This is a genomic window from uncultured Winogradskyella sp., from assembly GCF_963975125.1.
In the GTDB taxonomy this organism is placed as follows: Bacteria; Bacteroidota; Bacteroidia; order Flavobacteriales; family Flavobacteriaceae; genus Winogradskyella.
This window is the reverse complement of the sequence record NZ_CAXBGB010000021.1, coordinates 19,168-35,681: the sequence shown is the minus strand read 5'-3', so window position 1 is coordinate 35,681 and position 16,514 is coordinate 19,168. Positions and strand designations below refer to the sequence as shown.

Here is a 16,514-nt window from a genome sequence, read left to right as displayed (position 1 = left end):
TTATATTTTAATTTTTGATTTGTATAAATTTATGAAATAAAGTGCGTTAAATAAAGTCACCAGATTTTTTTAACCAATATTTTAATAGTCAAAACTTATAGTATAAATAATTTGAAAAGGATAGTTTAATATTAATTGGCTTTTGATGTAGGAAATCTTGCCAAAATGTTGTAACTTAATATTATAATTTAACACCTATAGATATGAGCACTACAGAATATACAAAAGTTTATTACGGTAATTTTATTTTGGTTACTCGTGTAAAAAATGAATTAGAAGCAGTTGGCATTATACCAATTATTAAAGATGAAGGTGAATCGCAACGATTGGGAGGGCAAGGCTCTATTAACAATGGTTTTCAAGAGGTCTTTGTTCATAATGATGAATTGGATAAAGCCATGGAGATAGTAAATCGTGTTAAAGTTGAGATGGAGGCTTAGAGTCATCTTTCTTAATTAAATAAAAATTCTATTATTTGTTGCTTTTGTGTTTAGTACAACGATTCTCTCAAGCTACTTATAAAAAAAATGGCTTTGTGCATTTAGATGGTGACGTTACTATTGGAAAGCAACTAATCTTTCATTCCAAGAAAAACAGAAGTAAAACATGGAATAAAAAAATGTTGGCATAAAAAACACCAACATTTATAATTCAATTCTAAATAGAAATTCTTATGCTGTCACAGCATACATCTTCTCACGCTGTTCTTTTATCTTTTTATCACTCATATACTCATCAAACGTCATGTAACGATCTATAACTCCGCTTGGTGTTAATTCTATAATTCGGTTACCAACAGTTTGGGCAAACTCATGATCGTGAGTAGTAAATAAAATCGTTCCTTTAAAATTCTTTAATGAATTATTAAATGCCGTAATACTTTCTAAATCTAGGTGATTTGTTGGTTCATCTAACATTAAAACATTGGCTCTTACCATCATCATACGACTAAGCATACAGCGCACTTTTTCTCCACCAGATAATACATCAGAGGTTTTTAAAGCTTCTTCTCCACTAAAAATCATTTTACCTAAGAACCCTCTTATATAAACTTCTTCGCGTTCTTCTTCGGTGGTTGCCCATTGGCGTAACCAATCTACTAGCGATAGTTTATTATTAAAATATTCGCTATTGTCTAATGGTAAATACGACTGTGTTGTTGTAACTCCCCAAGCTAATTTGCCAGAGTCAGACTTATCATTACCATTTAATATTTTGTAGAATGCTGTTGTAGCTCTAGAGTCTTTAGAATACACTACTACTTTATCTCCTTTATTTAGGTTGATATCAATGTTTTTAAATAAAACTTCTCCATCTAAACTTGCAGATAAACCTTCAATATTTAAGATTTGATCTCCAGCTTCACGATCGCGTTCAAAAATAAGAGCAGGATAACGACGACTAGAGCGTTTTATATCAGCAATGTTTAACTTTTCGATCATTTTTTTTCTACTAGTTGCCTGTTTAGACTTTGCAACATTAGCAGAGAAACGACGAATAAAATCTTCTAATTCTTTTTTCTTTTCTTCTGCTTTCTTGTTTTGCTGTGCATGTTGTCTTGCTGCTAACTGAGAAGACTCATACCAGAATGTATAATTACCAGAGAAATGATTAATTTTTCCGAAGTCAATATCAGAAATATGTGTGCAAACAGAGTCTAAAAAGTGTCTGTCGTGAGATACTACAATCACACAACTATCGTAATTTGCTAAGAAGTGTTCTAACCAAGAAATCGTTTCATAATCTAAATCATTGGTTGGTTCATCCATTATTAACAAATCTGGATTTCCAAACAAAGCCTGAGCTAGTAATACACGTACTTTTTGCTTACCATCTAAATCTTTCATTAATGTGTAATGGTACTCTTCCTTAATACCAAGATTAGATAGCATGGCTGCTGCGTCACTATCTGCATTCCAACCATTCATTTCTTCAAACTGAACTTGAAGTTCTCCTATTTTTTCAGCATTCTCATCTGTATAATCAGCGTAGAGTGCTTCAATTTCTGACTTTAACTTATACAAAGGCTTATTACCCATTATTATAGTCTCTAAAACTGAATTTTCATCATATAAATTATGATTCTGTTCTAAAACTGACATACGTTTGCCTGGCTCAAGATGAACATGACCGGAAGTAGGATCCATTTTGTCTGCAATAATCTTTAAAAAAGTAGATTTTCCAGACCCATTAGCACCAATGACTCCGTAGCAATTACCATTGTTAAATGTAGTATTGACTTCATCAAAAAGCACGCGTTTACCAAATTGAACTGAAAGATTAGAAACTGATAACATGTCTTATATTTTTTGAGAATGCAAAAGTAGAAAATTTAAGCGATTGAACGAAATAAATAGACTGTATAACAAGTTTTAACGCGGCATTAACAAGACATGAGGTTTTCAACGCATACTTTTGTTTTGTAAATTATGAAGAATTTTCCCTTATTAGCTAAACATATAGCCCTAATGTTTCTCATGGCATGTCTTACTTTTGGCTGTAAATCTAACAGTGATAGTAATGGTGCCTACGCTTATATTGGTGGTGAAATTATTAATCCGAAAAATAAAACAATTGTCCTCTATAACACAAAAGGCAAAGTTGTAGATTCATTGACGTTAGATGCCAATAACAGATTTATACACAAGATTACAAATTTAAACCCGGGCTTATATTCACTTACTCATGGTGGTGAATACCAAATGATACTTCTGGAGGCTAATGACAGTATTATGTTTAGACTAAATACCTACGATTTTGATGAGTCAATGGTATTTACAGGTGTGGGAGCTAAGAAAAATAATTACCTAATTAAAACGTATTTATCTAATGAAAGAGAGGCTAAAAAATTGGTTAAATACTCCAAAATGGAACCAGAAGCTTTTCATGCTTTTGTAGAAAAACGACGTCTTAATCAACTAAAAGAGTTTAATAAATTCTTAGAGTATAATAAAGAATCTGAATTGTTTAAATCTATCATAGAGGCAAATATTAATTATAATACTTATGCTGACAAAGAAATATATCCGTTTGCTTATTTTGGTAATAATAAACTAATACACGTTAAAGATTTACCCGAAGAATTTTATGTGCATAGAGCAAACATAGATTATAATGCAAATCATCTAAGCAACTTCTTTTCTTATAATCGCTTTTTATTTTCTAATATAGACAATTTGGCTATTGAATCTTACTACAAGAATAATGCCTTTCATAGTAAATTTGATAGACATGCTATGGATTACAACAAGTCTAAATTAGATTTAATTGATAGTATAATCTCCGATGAAGCTATAAAAAATAATTTATTAAAATACAAAGCAAGGGATTATATTAGCCATAATCATACTGCAGATCAGGCTAATGAAATATTAAATTATTATTTAAGCAAAAGCACTAATGATGAAGACAAAGCGTCTTTAAAAGATTTAGTGTCTAAATTAGAATTACTCCGCCAAGGTAACCCAATTCCCAATCTAGCTCTTGTAAATTTTGATGATACTGAACATTTAATAACTTCTATTATTACTAAACCAACAATTATTTATTTTTGGTCTTCTAACTCTAAGTCTCAGTATAGAAATAGTCATTATAAGGTTAATGAATTGAAGTCTAAATTTCCAAAGATGGATTTTATATCTATAAATGTGAATAATAATGACGATAAATCTTGGAAAAAAATTATTAGCAATTATAATTTTCCTACGAGGAATGAATTTAAATTCAAAAACTCTAAAGAGGCTCGTAAAACTCTGGCTGTTAATTATTTAAACAAAGCTATTATTGTTAACAAAAACGGTATTATTCTTCACCCAAATGCTAATATTTTTAGATCTGGTTTTGAAGAAGCACTTAAAGAATTATTACAAAAAAAGCATCTTATTATTAAATAAGATGCCCTCAGAAAATTATAAGATAAAAAACTTAATTTCCTTTTTTATAATCTGCTAAAAATTTCTCTAACCCAATATCAGTCAATGGATGTTTAAGTAATCCAGTGATTGAACTTAAAGGGCCTGTCATAACATCTGCTCCTAGTTTAGCACAATCTATTACATGCATTGTATGGCGTACTGAAGCAGCTAATATTTCCGTTTCAAACCCGTAATTATCATAGATATGACGAATCTCTGCAATAAGATTTAAGCCATCTGTAGAAATATCATCTAAACGACCAATAAACGGAGATACATAGGTCGCACCAGCTTTTGCAGCCAACAATGCTTGTCCTGCTGAGAATACTAAAGTAACATTAGTTTTTATACCTCTATCAGAAAAATATTTACAAGCCTTAATGCCATCTTTAATCATTGGCAACTTAACAACTATTTGATCGTGTAATTCTGATAAAGCTTCACCTTCGCTTACCATACCATCGAAATCGGTAGAAATAACTTCAGCAGATACATCACCTTCTACGATATTACAAATATCTACATAGTGCTTCAAAATATTATTAGTACCAGTAATGCCTTCTTTAGCCATTAACGATGGGTTTGTAGTTACACCATCTAAAATACCCATGTCTTGAGCTTCTTTAATCTGCTCTAGGTTTGCTGTATCAATAAAAAATTTCATAAAAAACTTGTTTTGAATTTCCTTTGTAAAAAAGGAATTTTAATTTGAATTTTTGTGTTTTTAACTGTCGCGAATTTACAACTTTAAGCTTCTTTTAAATGACAATTTTTCAGAATATATTAACAATAATCAATTGACTATTATGCTAAACTCCTTTGAGGTAGATTTAGAACACAAAGAGTCTTCATAACTGCCAGAATCTTCATCGTAATATTCTGGTGCATCAACGTATAGGTAAACCGAAAATGTAAAAGCCCCAGAAGTCAATGGTATTCCTTCTATAGAAAGTGTTCTGTAATTAGCATACATTTCTAGACCACCTGGTAAATTCCCGTAGATTTCGTAGAAATAGTCGTAATTATTGTCTTGAGGTTCGTTCTTTATCTCTGAAGTAAACTCTTGATAGTAATAGTTGTTTACATATCCTACTTCAAAAGATTTATTTGGTATTTCTGGTCTTTTATTAAAAATGCATTCTATTATATCTTCGCAACCAAAGAATAAGAAGAAAAATATTAAAGGATGAAGTTTTAATGATTTCATGTTTGCTAATGTTGAAGACAACACCACAAATAGCATACCAATTTTACTATAACTTATAATGCTTCATCAATAATTTTTCATAAACTGTATCTGGAAGAATACGTTTTAAAACAATTGAGAATTTCTGTATAAACGCACCAACCTTATAATGGGTTCTAGGCTTTTTAGTTTGAATAATTTTGAAAATAGCTTTAGCCATTTGTTTTGGATCTTTTCCGCTATCTACATGCTCATTCATCATTTTTAATGAATTCCCATATTTTTCTTTGTAAGGTGAGTTAGCTAAAACTGGTGCGTGATAACGACCTGCAGCAATATTAGTTGCAAAATCACCAGGAGCAACATTAGACATGTGAATATTGAAATCTTTCAATTCCATCCTAAAAGCTTCAGTAATTAATTCTAAAGCTCCTTTACTAGCACTATAAACACCTCTATAAGGTAAACCCATATAACCAGCAATTGAAGTGACATTAATAATTAATCCTGAGTTTTGAGAACGCATTGTTGGTAAAACTCCTTTAATAACATTTATTGGCCCAAAGAGATTGGTTTCGAAATTGCGTTTAATTTCTGTATCTGGAATTTCTTCAATTGGCCCTGTAATTCCGGCACCAGCATTATTCACAAGAACATCTATTTTAGATTCTTTAGACAAAACTTCAGAAATACAACTAGAAATGGTTTCAGGTTTAGTAACATCTAAAGCGACAATTGGAAATTTACTTTCAGGATAATTTTCTGGATTCCTACTGGTTCCGTAAACTTTAAAACCTTCGGCTTTAAGAAACTCACCAACCGACTTCCCTATTCCAGAAGAACCACCTGTTATTAAAACAACTTTAGACATCAATTGAAACATTTAAATAAGCAAAATACAAATTTATAGGAGAATTTAGGGTACAAAAAAAGGCAAGCTACCTACATCACACCGCTACGACCATTTACCTTTGCTGCGTTCCCGCCCTGGAGGATTCAACAGGAGCTGGTTGTGTAGGACTTGCCAGCCGCAAAGATACAATCTTTTAATACTATAACCCAAACAATATATTAGAAAATCTCCTACAAATTAAATCTTCTGCAAAACAGATTGTTATACTACTTTTTTTAGTTTAACCATAGAGCTATTATGCTGAAAATTATAAAAATTCTGTTTTATTGCAACTTAAATTTTCATAACAAAGTACTAATATATCATTTGGATTTATTAATCATTTATACAATGATTTTTAAACTGAATTATATTTAATAACTTGCCAAAAATCCAAAGAGATATTATGCAATTATCTAAATATATCATTCTCATTTGTTTAAGCTTAGTGCTATCTAATTGCGGAAAGACTAATACATCAAAACAAACAGGCTTAACCATTAATACAACCGCAAAATCCCTTATGCTTGGTGATACACTTAAGTTGTCAATTAACAATCCAAAAAAATTAGAGATTACTGGTGTTAGCTATAAAATGAATGGAGAACCTATTGTTAATAATAAAGTTCTAAATTCTGTAACTTTAGGAGAAAAAACAATAACTGCAGTTGTTAATTACAATGGCGAAGCACAAACTATAACCAAGTTAATAAAAGTCTTTAATAATAGTATCCCTTCTTATTACAAATATGAAGTGGTGAACACCTATCCGCACGATATTACATCTTATACACAAGGTTTAGAATTTCATAATGGTAAATTATACGAAAGCACCGGACAAAGAGGAAAATCTAAATTGAGAAGAGTAAATTTTGAAACAGGCGAAGTCTTAAAGAATATCAATTTAGATAACGCCTATTTTGGTGAAGGTCTAACTATTATGAATGACAAAATCTATCAACTCACATGGCAAGCTAATAGAGGTTTTGTTTATGATGTCAATACCTTCGAAAAATTGAGTTCATTTAAATATGGAAAAAGTAAAGAAGGTTGGGGAATTTGTAACGATGGTAAAACATTGTACAAATCTGATGGTACAGAAAAAATATGGCTGTTAAACTCAGAAAATCTTACAGAACAAAGTCATATACAGGTATATACTGAAAAAGGAAAAATTCCAAGTTTAAATGAACTCGAATGGATAGATGGTAGAATCTTTGCTAATATATATCAGAAAAACGGTGTTGTAATCATTAACCCAAATACAGGTGGTGTAGAAGGCGTTATAGATTTTAAACCTCTTAGAAAATTAGTCACTCAACATAACGAACTAGATGTTCTTAATGGTATAGCCTATCATCCCAAGCGTAAAACCATCTTTGTTACTGGTAAAAATTGGGATAAACTTTTTGAAGTAATAATAAAGAAACAATAATATTATTGTGAAAATATTCGAAAAAACCATTACCGTTTCAAAAGCTGATTTAGACGAACTCAATCATGTAAACAATGTTCGTTATGTACAATGGGTACAGGATATCGCTAAAGAACATTGGCTAACTTATGTCTCAAAAGAGATCTTAGAAACTTATTCTTGGTTTTTGGTTAATCATTTTATTGAGTATAAAAATCAGGCTTTGCTTGGAGACCAACTATTATTAAAAACTTATGTGCCAAAAGTTGAAGGAGTAAGTACCATAAGGCATGTAGAAATTTTTAATACAAAAACAGGCCAACTCATTGTTAACTCTAAAGCAAAATGGTGTTTCATCAATTCTAAAACACAACGACCTACTCGAATAACTCCTGATATTGCTAATCTTTTCAATTAACATATTATTAGGTTAAAGTTTTTTTAATACGTTGATTGATTTCAGTTTAAAGTGTTTTCTTTAGCGAACCAACCAACTATCATGCGTCAGTTAATCATTATTTTTTCTTTATTCTCTCTGCCTTTTGTGATAAATGCACAAACCTTAAAAGGCAAGATTTATGATGCTACAAATACAATAAAAAACATAAAAGTCTTTAACGAAACTCAAAACAGAATCACAGCAAGTAACGAAAAAGGTAATTTTAACATTATTGCAAAAATCAACGATACCATATTATTTGAGTCCATATTTTATCACCCAAAAGTTGTAATACTTAATCAAACCCATTTTAAAGGTATTGCTGTATTCGAACTCAAAAAAATAGTTAACGAGCTAGATGAAGTAGAAGTTAAAGCAGAGCCCGAGCAACCCGTTTTTAAAGAAGAGACCTATAATTTTGAACTGCAAAATTTAATTAAAGAAGATATTAAAAATAATCCTGGATTATATCAACCAGCAGGAGCAACTTATGGTGTAGATTTTATTTCTCTTATTGGTCAATTGGCTAAGCTTTTTAAACGAAAAAAAACAAAAAATGGAGAAGAATTTTACAAGCCTATAACCTATAAACAAATGGATTCTTTGTTTCAAAAAAGCTCATTCTTCAACAAACACCTAGTAACTAAAGATTTAAAAATTCCTGAAGACAAAGCAAACCTCTTTTATGAGTTTTGTTCTGCAAAGCAATTGAGTTCCGAATTACTAAAAGATCAAAACAAAATGCAATTACTAGAATATTTGGTTTTAAATAGCCAACTCTTTTTAATCTTACTAGAGGAATATGGAGAATAAAATACTGTTAAAAACTAAAACTTTATAATACAATCTCCTATTACTTCATTAATCTTTGTTTCATTTTGTCATTCCTGCAAAGACGAGATTCTAAATAATAAAACACAGATTCCGTATTTAGTACAGAATGAATAACCACTAATAAATATATAAGACATCATAATAAATCCTAACTTCAAAAGTTATATTTTTAAGGCTTAATTATATTTATATTATATGAAGAGATTGCTATCATTTTTATTTTGTTTCGGAATCTTACTTTTTTGGAGTTCTTGCAGAAACGATTTTGAATTTTCACCAAGCACAGGAAACTTAGAATTTGCCAGAGACACCATCTATTTAGATACCGTTTTTACTAATATTGGCTCTAGCACGTATAACCTAAAAGTATATAATCGAAGTGATGATGATATTACAATACCAACCATTCAATTAGAAAACGGAGTCAATTCATTTTACAGAATGAATGTTGATGGCACCACAGGGCTAGATGGCGCACAAGAAGGTAAATTCTTTGAAAATGTAGAATTATTAGCAAACGATAGTTTATATATATTTATTGAAACAACAATAAATATTGAAACCCTTTCAAATTCTGATATACAATTTTTATATACAGATAGAATTCTTTTCGATTCAGGGAGCAATCAACAAGACATTGATGTTGTTACTTTAGTAAAAGATGCCGTTTTTATATATCCTAATAAAGATGAAGATACTGGCATTATTGAAACCTTAACCTTCGATGTCGATGGTGATGGCACACCAGACGAAACCTTATTACAAGGCCGATTTTTAGATGATGATGAATTAACCTTTACTAATGAGAAACCTTATGTTATTTATGGTTATGCAGGTGTTGGCGCTAACAAAACCTTAACTATGGAAGCTGGTACAAGAGTTCATTTTCATGCAGACTCTGGGATTATTGTAACTGATAATGGTACACTTAACATTAATGGAGAACTCAGTATAGATCAAGAAACTTTAGAGAACCAAGTTATTTTAGAAGGCGACAGATTAGAACCTTTATACACTGATATTCCAGGGCAATGGGGAACTATTTGGTTATTTAACGGAAGTGCTAACAATACCATTAATAATGCAACCATTAAAAATGCCACTATTGGTGTTTTATCTGAAGGCAACCAAGATGCAACAAACGATAAATTAACGATAACTAATACACAAATCTATAATGCAAGTAGCTTTGGTATTTTAGGTCGAGCAACATCTATTACAGCAGAAAATGTAGTGATTAACAATTGTGGGCAATCCTCATTCGCTGGTACATTTGGTGGTAAGTACAACTTTATACATTGTACAATTGCCAATTACTGGAATAGTAGTTTTAGGCAATTTCCTGCCCTACTCTTAAATGATTATGTAGAAGATGCAGACGGAATAATAATCGCAAACGATTTAACTGAAGCCAACTTTACCAACTGTATAATTTACGGAAACGATAATCCTGAAATTTTTCTTGATAACAGAGGAAGTGTATTTGACTATAAGTTTATTAATTGTCTAATAAAATTTGATAATAATAATCTTGAAGGCACTGGTAATTATATGTTTGATGATACTAACTTTTATGTGGACAATATATTTAACCAAGACCCAGATTTTGAAGATGCTTTTGAAAACTTAATGCGTATTGGAGAAGATTCTGGTGCTAATGAAGAAGCCTTAGTATTAGATCCTTTTGGCAACGATTTATTAGGTAACCCAAGAGGTTCTAATCCTGATATTGGTGCTTATAAGAGTGTTATATTTGAGGATTAATTTAAACTAAAAACTCATTTGTAACAAAAAAAGCCCTTCAAACTAAATTGAAAGGCTTTCAAAATATTTAATCAGACCTGTTAGGTTTCTAAAACCTAACAGGTCTTGTGTCTTTTAAGCAACAAACAAAGGTCGTCCTCCCATTAATTCATTTACTTTCTTAGCAACGCCTTCTAAAACAGTTTCATTTTCATGATTTGTAAGCACTTCATCTATTAAATCAACTACGTAAGACATATCATTTTCTTTAAGTCCTCTTGTTGTAATTGCTGGTGTACCTACTCTAATTCCAGACGTTACAAATGGCGATTCTGTATCAAATGGTACCATGTTCTTATTTACTGTAATATCTGCTTTTACCAAAGCGTTCTCAGCATCTTTACCAGTAATGCTCTTATTTCTTAGGTCAATAAGCATCATGTGGTTATCTGTTCCTCCAGAAATTAAGTTATAATCTTTGGTAACAAAAGCTTTTGCCATGGCGTCTGCATTATGTTTTACTTGTAACATATAATGCATAAACTCATCAGTCAACGCTTCTCCAAAAGCAATCGCTTTAGCAGCAATAATATGTTCTAAGGGTCCACCTTGATTTCCTGGAAAAACACCAGAATCTAATAAGCCAGACATTTTACGAAGCTTACCATTCTTTAATGTAATACCAAATGGGTTATCAATATTTTTACCCATCATAATCATCCCACCTCTTGGCCCTCTTAAAGTTTTATGTGTTGTCGTAGTTACTACATGGCAATGTGGTATTGGATCATTTAAAATACCTTTAGCAATTAATCCTGCAGGATGCGAGATATCTGCCAATAAAACAGCTCCTACACTATCCGCAACTTCTCTAAACTTTGCAAAATCAATATCACGAGAATAAGCAGATGCACCAGCTATAATTAATTTTGGTTTCTCTTTTTTCGCTTGGTCTGCTAGCATGTCATAATCAATATAACCGGTATCTTTCTTTACACCATAAAACGTAGGACGATATAATTTACCAGAAAAATTTACTGAAGAACCATGAGTAAGGTGACCTCCGTGAGATAAATCGAATCCCAAAATAGTATCACCAGGTTTTAAACAGGCATGATAAACTGCTGTATTAGCTTGGCTACCAGAGTGTGGTTGTACATTAGCATAAGCAGCACCAAATAAAGTTTTGGCTCTATCAATCGCAATTTGCTCAACTTCATCTACCACTTCGCAACCACCATAATATCGCTTACCAGGATAACCTTCAGCATATTTATTGGTTAAAACAGAACCAGCAGCTTCCATAACTTGGTCACTTACAAAATTCTCTGAAGCAATTAATTCTATACCATCAGTCTGGCGTTCTCTTTCTGCTTCTATAAGTTCAAAAATTTGTTCGTCGCGTTGCATAAATAAAATGTTGTGTTAAATGAGCATCAAAAATACGAATTACATTAGTTTAAATATTAAAAATTGCTTAGGTTTGATTAGAAATTAATGAACATTTAATCAACAATTGCAATATGCCATTATCAGCCAATAATCCAGACCGAACCTCATGGTTACATGTCGGTAAAACTTCAGATTTCCCAATTCAAAATATTCCTTTTGGTGTTTTCTTAACCAGAGACGACATCATTACTATCGGAACTCGTATTGGAGATACTGCAATTGATCTTGGAGCATTACACCAATTAGGTTATTTTAAAGGTATTCCGTTAACAGATGATATCTTTTTACAAGACACATTAAATGATTTTATTGCAGATGGAAGAAAAACATGGCGTTTAGTTAGAAATAGAATCGCTAAAATTTTTGATGCTGAAAATGACACCTTAAAAAATAACAACCCACATAAAGAAACCATTCTGTTTCGCTTAGATGAGATTGAAATGCAACTGCCAATTCAGGTTGGTGATTATACAGATTTCTATGCGAGTAAAGAACATGCTACAAATGTTGGCACGATGTTTAGAGATCCTAATAATGCCTTATTACCAAATTGGGTACACATGCCTGTTGGTTATCATGGTAGAAGTTCTTCTATAATTCCATCCGGAATTCCTATAAATCGTCCACAAGGTCAAACAATGCCAGAAGGAGCTGATAGCCCTGTTTTTGGACCTTCAAAATTGGTTGACTTCGAATTAGAAATGGCTTTTATCACAACAGATGCTAACGATTTAGGTGAACCAATACCTATTGCAGAAGCAGAAGAATACATCTTTGGCTTGGTATTATTTAATGATTGGTCTGCGAGAGATATTCAGAAATGGGAATATGTGCCATTAGGCCCTTTCTTAGGAAAAAGTTTTGCATCATCAATGTCTCCTTGGATTGTAACTTTAGATGCTCTAGAGCCTTTTAGAACTGAAAGCCCTAAGCAAAATCCTAAACCTCTAGAATACCTTCAAACTAAAGGTAAAAAGAGTTTCGATATTAATTTAGAAGTAGGTATTCAGCCAAAAGGAGCAAAAGAAACTACGGTATGTAAATCTAACTTTAAATACATGTACTGGAATATGTCTCAGCAACTAGCACATCATACAGTTAATGGCTGTCCAATAAATTCGGGTGATATGATGGGAAGCGGAACTATTTCTGGACCAACAGAAGATTCTTATGGCTCTATGTTAGAACTTTCTTGGAAAGGTACTAAACCTCTAAAAATGAAAGATGGTAGCGAACGAAAGTTCATTAACGATAATGATACAGTTATAATGAGAGGGTATTGTGAAAATGATGGTACTCGTATTGGATTTGGCTCTGTAAAAACACAATTGTTACCGGTTTATAATCCTAAGAAAAAGAAATAGCCCTTATATCTAGTTTTAAATAATCGATACAGATTGTTAAAGAATTAAAATAAATATTTAAACCTGAACAATATATTTATTGTTCAGGTTTTTAATTTAAAAAGGTGCTTCACAGCTAAAACTAACCCACTCTCGTTTCACTGGATGCTCAAAACTCAAAGTCTCAGCATGCAGATGCATACGATTAGAGACAGTTCCATATAAATCATCACCAACAATAGGCATATCTATACCTTTATGATGTGCTGCATGTACTCTTAACTGATGTGTTCTTCCTGAGATTGGATAAAAATGAATTCTTGTAATATTATTTTCAATGCTAACAACTTCATATTTTGTTGTAGCTGGCTTTCCGTGTTCATAACAAACCAATTGCCTTGGTCTATTGTTTAAATCCACTCGAAGTGGTAAATCAATAACACCTTCTTTTAAATCTAATATGCCATCAAGTAGGGCAACATAACGTTTTTTAATTGTTCGATTTATAAACTGTTTTTGAAGATTTTTGTGGGTCTTTTCATTTTTAGCAACCAACAACAATCCTGAGGTTGACATATCTAAACGATGTAACAACAAGGGCCCAGTAGCATTTGGCAAGTAGGCTTGCATTCTGGTTAATACAGAATCTTTTATAGTTTTACCAGGAACAGATAAAAACTCGTGTGGCTTGTTAATTACTAGGAGATAATCGTCCTCATAAACAATATCAATTTCTCCTTTAAAAGTACCAGCCGTTTCAATAGGATTGGGCTCAACATTTAACCCTTGCATCATAAATCCCAAAATAGGTTCGCACTTACCACGACACGATGGGTAAAATTGCCCATGTCTCCTTACCTCCGATTTTGGTGAAATTCCCCACCAAAACTCAGCCATAGCAATAGGCTTTAAATTATTTTCAAAAGCATACTGAAATAATTTAGGTGCAGCACACTCACCTGCAGCTGCAGGTGGTTGTCCAAATTCTGTGCTTTTAAAAATATTTATTAAGTTTTTAGTTTCACCATTGGCATTCAAAAAACAATATTTCCCATGGATTTGCTTTTGCAAACTTGCAGAAAGCGTTTTTCGCTCTAGCTTTAAGGCTTCTAATGGTGCTTTTAATTCTGCTAATTTTTGTTCGGCCGCTTTAATATCCGATTGATTATTTAGTTTTAGATACTTTAAGTTAATATTACTTTTAATGCTCTGTTGTTTTAAGTTTTCAAAAATCGCATCCTTATTAGAAATCATCAATTGTTCTGCTTTTAACCTTTTTTGTTTGCGACGTTCTTTTTCTACTTTAGCGTTATGCTTAAATGTCACCAAGGATTCAGTAGCATGTAGCTTGGTCTGAACCACATCCATTTCGGCATTTTTTAAATCTGTGTATTGTTTTAAAGTTTCAATCTTTTCATTTAATATATTTAAATAGGTTTCGCCTTGCTTATAAAATCCTTCTTTATTTAACGTATTATAAATAGGTGGCACAAATCCTTTTAGAAAATTACTTTCTGCCAACTTCCCCGAAAATGCAGAAATATATCCTAATTGATCTTCAGCCGTTTTAACAATCATTACACCAAACATTTTACCGATTTTTAAACTTTGTTTGGTAATGTCTAAACCAAAATTATGTTCAAAATCAGTTTGCGTCTTTAAATAAGTTTTTACTTCATCTACGGCTCTAACACAAAGTGGATGTGGTTGGTAATAAAACGGGTAGGTAAATTGCTTCGGTAATTTCACCGAAGCATTAATATTTATAGGATGAAAAAGTGTCTGTTCTGCTTTAAACATTAGCATTTGTTTGCTGTGCAAAGAAACGAAAATAAAAGGACGTCTGTTCGATTGATTTTCCTAAGAAAATCGTATCGAAAACTATATGATTAGAAAATTTCTCTATACAATTTGCTCATACTTCACAAATCATTCGAAATGACGAAGAGTTTGTTATTTTCAATATCATTTTCAAATTAAACTCACAAGCAATTCAACCTTTAAAAACAATAACAAATAAACTCAAAAATTACTTTGGCATCATAATTGAATTTATAAAAAGTACAACCTTTTAAGCACAAGATTATGAAACGATTTTTAATTCTTACAGCCCTAGTTTCGGTACTCGTATCTTGTAGTGCCAAAAAACAAATGGAAAGCGCTATTAGCAATGGTAATTACGACCAAGCTATTAATGACGCTTTACAAAAACTCAAAAACAACAAAGATAAAAAGCGTAAGCAAGATTACGTTGTAATGCTTGAAGATGCATATTACAAAGTTTTATATGAAGATTTACAAACCATTGCTCATCTAAAAAAAGACGGCAACCCAGAGCAATATAAAAAGATATATACTTTATATACGGATTTAGAAGCAAGACAGAATGCTATTAAGCGTGTATTACCTCTAAAAATAAATGGTAAAACTTTAAACCTGCAGTTTAGCGATTACAATGTTGTAATTGTAGATTACAGAAACAAAACATCTGATTATTTAATCAATCAAGGCATAACACTTTTAGATTCTAACAATAAATTTAATGCTAGAAAAGCGCATGATATTTTTAGTTATATAGAAAGCATCAATCCTAATTTTAAGGAAACCAGAAGCTTAATCACAGAAGCGTACCAAAAAGGTATGGATTATGTAATTGTGACTGTTGCAAACCAAACTCATCAAATTATACCGCAACGATTAGAGGCAGAATTGTTAGATTTTAACACCTATGGTTTAAACCAGTTTTGGACAACATATAACGTTATTACTGATAACTCTTTAGATTATGATTTTGCAATGCAGTTACAACTAAAACGAATTAATATATCACCAGAACGTATAAATGAGCGTCAAATACTAAGAGAGAAACAAATTGTTGATGGTTGGGATTACCAATTAGACAGTGATGGAAATGTAAAAAAAGACAGTTTAGGTAACGATATTAAAATTGATAAAATTATTAATATTAGAGCGAGTTTTGTTGAAGTATTACAAACTAAATCAGCGCAAGTAGTTGCAGACGTTGTGTTTACAGATTTAAAACAAAATCAAATCATTGATAACTTTACAATAGATAGTAGTTTTGTCTTTGAAAATATATTTGGTCGATTTAGTGGTGATCGAAGAGCCTTAAACCGAGATGATAAAAACTTGTTAAATCTAATAGAAGTACGCTTCCCATCTAACACTCAAATGGTATATGGTATTGGTGAAGATTTAAAATTGAAATTGAAAGATATTATTAGCACTTATCGCTTTAACAGTTAGAAATTAACAACCTCTCAGAAATGAGAGGTT

Annotated in this window: 14 protein-coding genes and 1 other RNA gene; 8 read left to right on the top strand and 7 right to left on the bottom strand. The window is 31.6% G+C overall.

What is annotated here, in order from left to right; all coding sequences use genetic code 11:
- Positions 1-203: 203 nt before the first annotated feature.
- Positions 204-440, top strand: a complete 237-nt coding sequence (locus AAC053_RS04890; protein WP_339753522.1) for a DUF2007 domain-containing protein — start codon at positions 204-206, stop codon at positions 438-440.
- Between the two features lie 231 nt (positions 441-671).
- Here the strand turns inward: AAC053_RS04890 and AAC053_RS04885 are convergent, their stop codons facing one another.
- On the bottom strand, positions 672-2,297 hold the full coding sequence (locus AAC053_RS04885) for an ABC-F family ATP-binding cassette domain-containing protein (RefSeq protein ID WP_339753520.1): 1,626 nt from the start codon (positions 2,295-2,297) through the stop codon (positions 672-674).
- Between the two features lie 132 nt (positions 2,298-2,429).
- Between AAC053_RS04885 and AAC053_RS04880 the strand changes: the two genes are divergently transcribed.
- A complete protein-coding gene (locus tag AAC053_RS04880; protein WP_339753517.1) occupies positions 2,430-3,893 on the top strand; it encodes a thioredoxin-like domain-containing protein in 1,464 nt (487 codons plus the stop codon).
- 31 nt (positions 3,894-3,924) lie between these two features.
- Here the strand turns inward: AAC053_RS04880 and fsa are convergent, their stop codons facing one another.
- The 4 genes from fsa to ffs all read right to left on the bottom strand — a co-directional run bounded on the left by fsa (position 3,925) and on the right by ffs (position 6,127).
- The gene (gene fsa, locus AAC053_RS04875) at positions 3,925-4,578 is read right to left on the bottom strand and encodes a fructose-6-phosphate aldolase (RefSeq protein WP_339753514.1); all 654 of its coding nucleotides are present in this window, start codon (positions 4,576-4,578) and stop codon (positions 3,925-3,927) included.
- A gap of 129 nt (positions 4,579-4,707) precedes the next feature.
- Positions 4,708-5,121: a hypothetical protein gene (locus tag AAC053_RS04870; RefSeq protein WP_339753511.1), complete on the bottom strand. Its 414-nt coding sequence runs from the start codon at positions 5,119-5,121 to the stop codon at positions 4,708-4,710.
- Between the two features lie 46 nt (positions 5,122-5,167).
- Positions 5,168-5,971, bottom strand: a complete 804-nt coding sequence (locus tag AAC053_RS04865; protein ID WP_339753509.1) for an SDR family oxidoreductase — start codon at positions 5,969-5,971, stop codon at positions 5,168-5,170.
- A 57-nt stretch (positions 5,972-6,028) separates the two neighbouring features.
- Positions 6,029-6,127, bottom strand: an RNA gene (ffs, locus tag AAC053_RS04860) — signal recognition particle sRNA small type.
- Between the two features lie 271 nt (positions 6,128-6,398).
- Here ffs and AAC053_RS04855 point away from each other — a divergent pair.
- The 4 genes from AAC053_RS04855 (at position 6,399) to AAC053_RS04840 (ending at position 10,443) form a co-directional block, all read left to right on the top strand.
- Positions 6,399-7,427 (top strand): glutaminyl-peptide cyclotransferase, encoded by a 1,029-nt coding sequence (locus AAC053_RS04855; protein ID WP_339753507.1) that lies wholly within the window; start codon positions 6,399-6,401, stop codon positions 7,425-7,427.
- A 7-nt stretch (positions 7,428-7,434) separates the two neighbouring features.
- Entirely contained in the window at positions 7,435-7,824 is a 390-nt protein-coding gene (locus AAC053_RS04850; RefSeq protein WP_339753505.1) for a thioesterase family protein, read from the top strand.
- A gap of 81 nt (positions 7,825-7,905) precedes the next feature.
- Positions 7,906-8,658 carry a hypothetical protein gene (locus AAC053_RS04845; RefSeq protein WP_339753503.1) on the top strand — a complete coding sequence of 251 codons (753 nt, stop codon included), beginning with the start codon at positions 7,906-7,908 and terminating at the stop codon, positions 8,656-8,658.
- A gap of 216 nt (positions 8,659-8,874) precedes the next feature.
- Positions 8,875-10,443 carry a right-handed parallel beta-helix repeat-containing protein gene (locus AAC053_RS04840; protein ID WP_339753500.1) on the top strand — a complete coding sequence of 523 codons (1,569 nt, stop codon included), beginning with the start codon at positions 8,875-8,877 and terminating at the stop codon, positions 10,441-10,443.
- A gap of 114 nt (positions 10,444-10,557) precedes the next feature.
- On the opposite strand, the gene glyA is transcribed toward AAC053_RS04840, so the two are convergent.
- A complete protein-coding gene (glyA, locus tag AAC053_RS04835) occupies positions 10,558-11,832 on the bottom strand; it encodes a serine hydroxymethyltransferase (RefSeq protein ID WP_339753497.1) in 1,275 nt (424 codons plus the stop codon).
- A 113-nt stretch (positions 11,833-11,945) separates the two neighbouring features.
- On the opposite strand from glyA, the gene fahA reads away from it, so the two are divergent.
- Positions 11,946-13,238 (top strand): fumarylacetoacetase, encoded by a 1,293-nt coding sequence (gene fahA, locus AAC053_RS04830; protein WP_339753494.1) that lies wholly within the window; start codon positions 11,946-11,948, stop codon positions 13,236-13,238.
- A gap of 96 nt (positions 13,239-13,334) precedes the next feature.
- Here fahA and AAC053_RS04825 read toward each other — a convergent pair whose 3' ends face one another.
- A complete protein-coding gene (locus AAC053_RS04825; protein ID WP_339753491.1) occupies positions 13,335-15,017 on the bottom strand; it encodes a pseudouridine synthase in 1,683 nt (560 codons plus the stop codon).
- Between the two features lie 285 nt (positions 15,018-15,302).
- Here AAC053_RS04825 and AAC053_RS04820 point away from each other — a divergent pair, with 285 nt between their 5' ends.
- A complete protein-coding gene (locus tag AAC053_RS04820; protein WP_339753488.1) occupies positions 15,303-16,484 on the top strand; it encodes a hypothetical protein in 1,182 nt (393 codons plus the stop codon).
- Positions 16,485-16,514: the final 30 nt, after the last annotated feature.

Excerpts from the sequence above, each read along its gene's own strand:
- AAC053_RS04890 (WP_339753522.1), top strand. The coding sequence starts at position 204 with ATGAGCACTACAGAATATACAAAAGTTTATTACGGTAATTTTATTTTG.
- AAC053_RS04885 (WP_339753520.1), bottom strand. The coding sequence starts at position 2,297 with ATGTTATCAGTTTCTAATCTTTCAGTTCAATTTGGTAAACGCGTGCTT.
- AAC053_RS04880 (WP_339753517.1), top strand. The coding sequence starts at position 2,430 with ATGAAGAATTTTCCCTTATTAGCTAAACATATAGCCCTAATGTTTCTC.
- fsa (WP_339753514.1), bottom strand. The coding sequence starts at position 4,578 with ATGAAATTTTTTATTGATACAGCAAACCTAGAGCAGATTAAAGAAGCT.
- AAC053_RS04870 (WP_339753511.1), bottom strand. The coding sequence starts at position 5,121 with ATGAAATCATTAAAACTTCATCCTTTAATATTTTTCTTCTTATTCTTT.
- AAC053_RS04865 (WP_339753509.1), bottom strand. The coding sequence starts at position 5,971 with ATGTCTAAAGTTGTTTTAATAACAGGTGGTTCTTCTGGAATAGGGAAG.
- AAC053_RS04855 (WP_339753507.1), top strand. The coding sequence starts at position 6,399 with ATGCAATTATCTAAATATATCATTCTCATTTGTTTAAGCTTAGTGCTA.
- AAC053_RS04845 (WP_339753503.1), top strand. The coding sequence starts at position 7,906 with ATGCGTCAGTTAATCATTATTTTTTCTTTATTCTCTCTGCCTTTTGTG.
- AAC053_RS04840 (WP_339753500.1), top strand. The coding sequence starts at position 8,875 with ATGAAGAGATTGCTATCATTTTTATTTTGTTTCGGAATCTTACTTTTT.
- glyA (WP_339753497.1), bottom strand. The coding sequence starts at position 11,832 with ATGCAACGCGACGAACAAATTTTTGAACTTATAGAAGCAGAAAGAGAA.
- fahA (WP_339753494.1), top strand. The coding sequence starts at position 11,946 with ATGCCATTATCAGCCAATAATCCAGACCGAACCTCATGGTTACATGTC.
- AAC053_RS04825 (WP_339753491.1), bottom strand. The coding sequence starts at position 15,017 with ATGTTTAAAGCAGAACAGACACTTTTTCATCCTATAAATATTAATGCT.
- AAC053_RS04820 (WP_339753488.1), top strand. The coding sequence starts at position 15,303 with ATGAAACGATTTTTAATTCTTACAGCCCTAGTTTCGGTACTCGTATCT.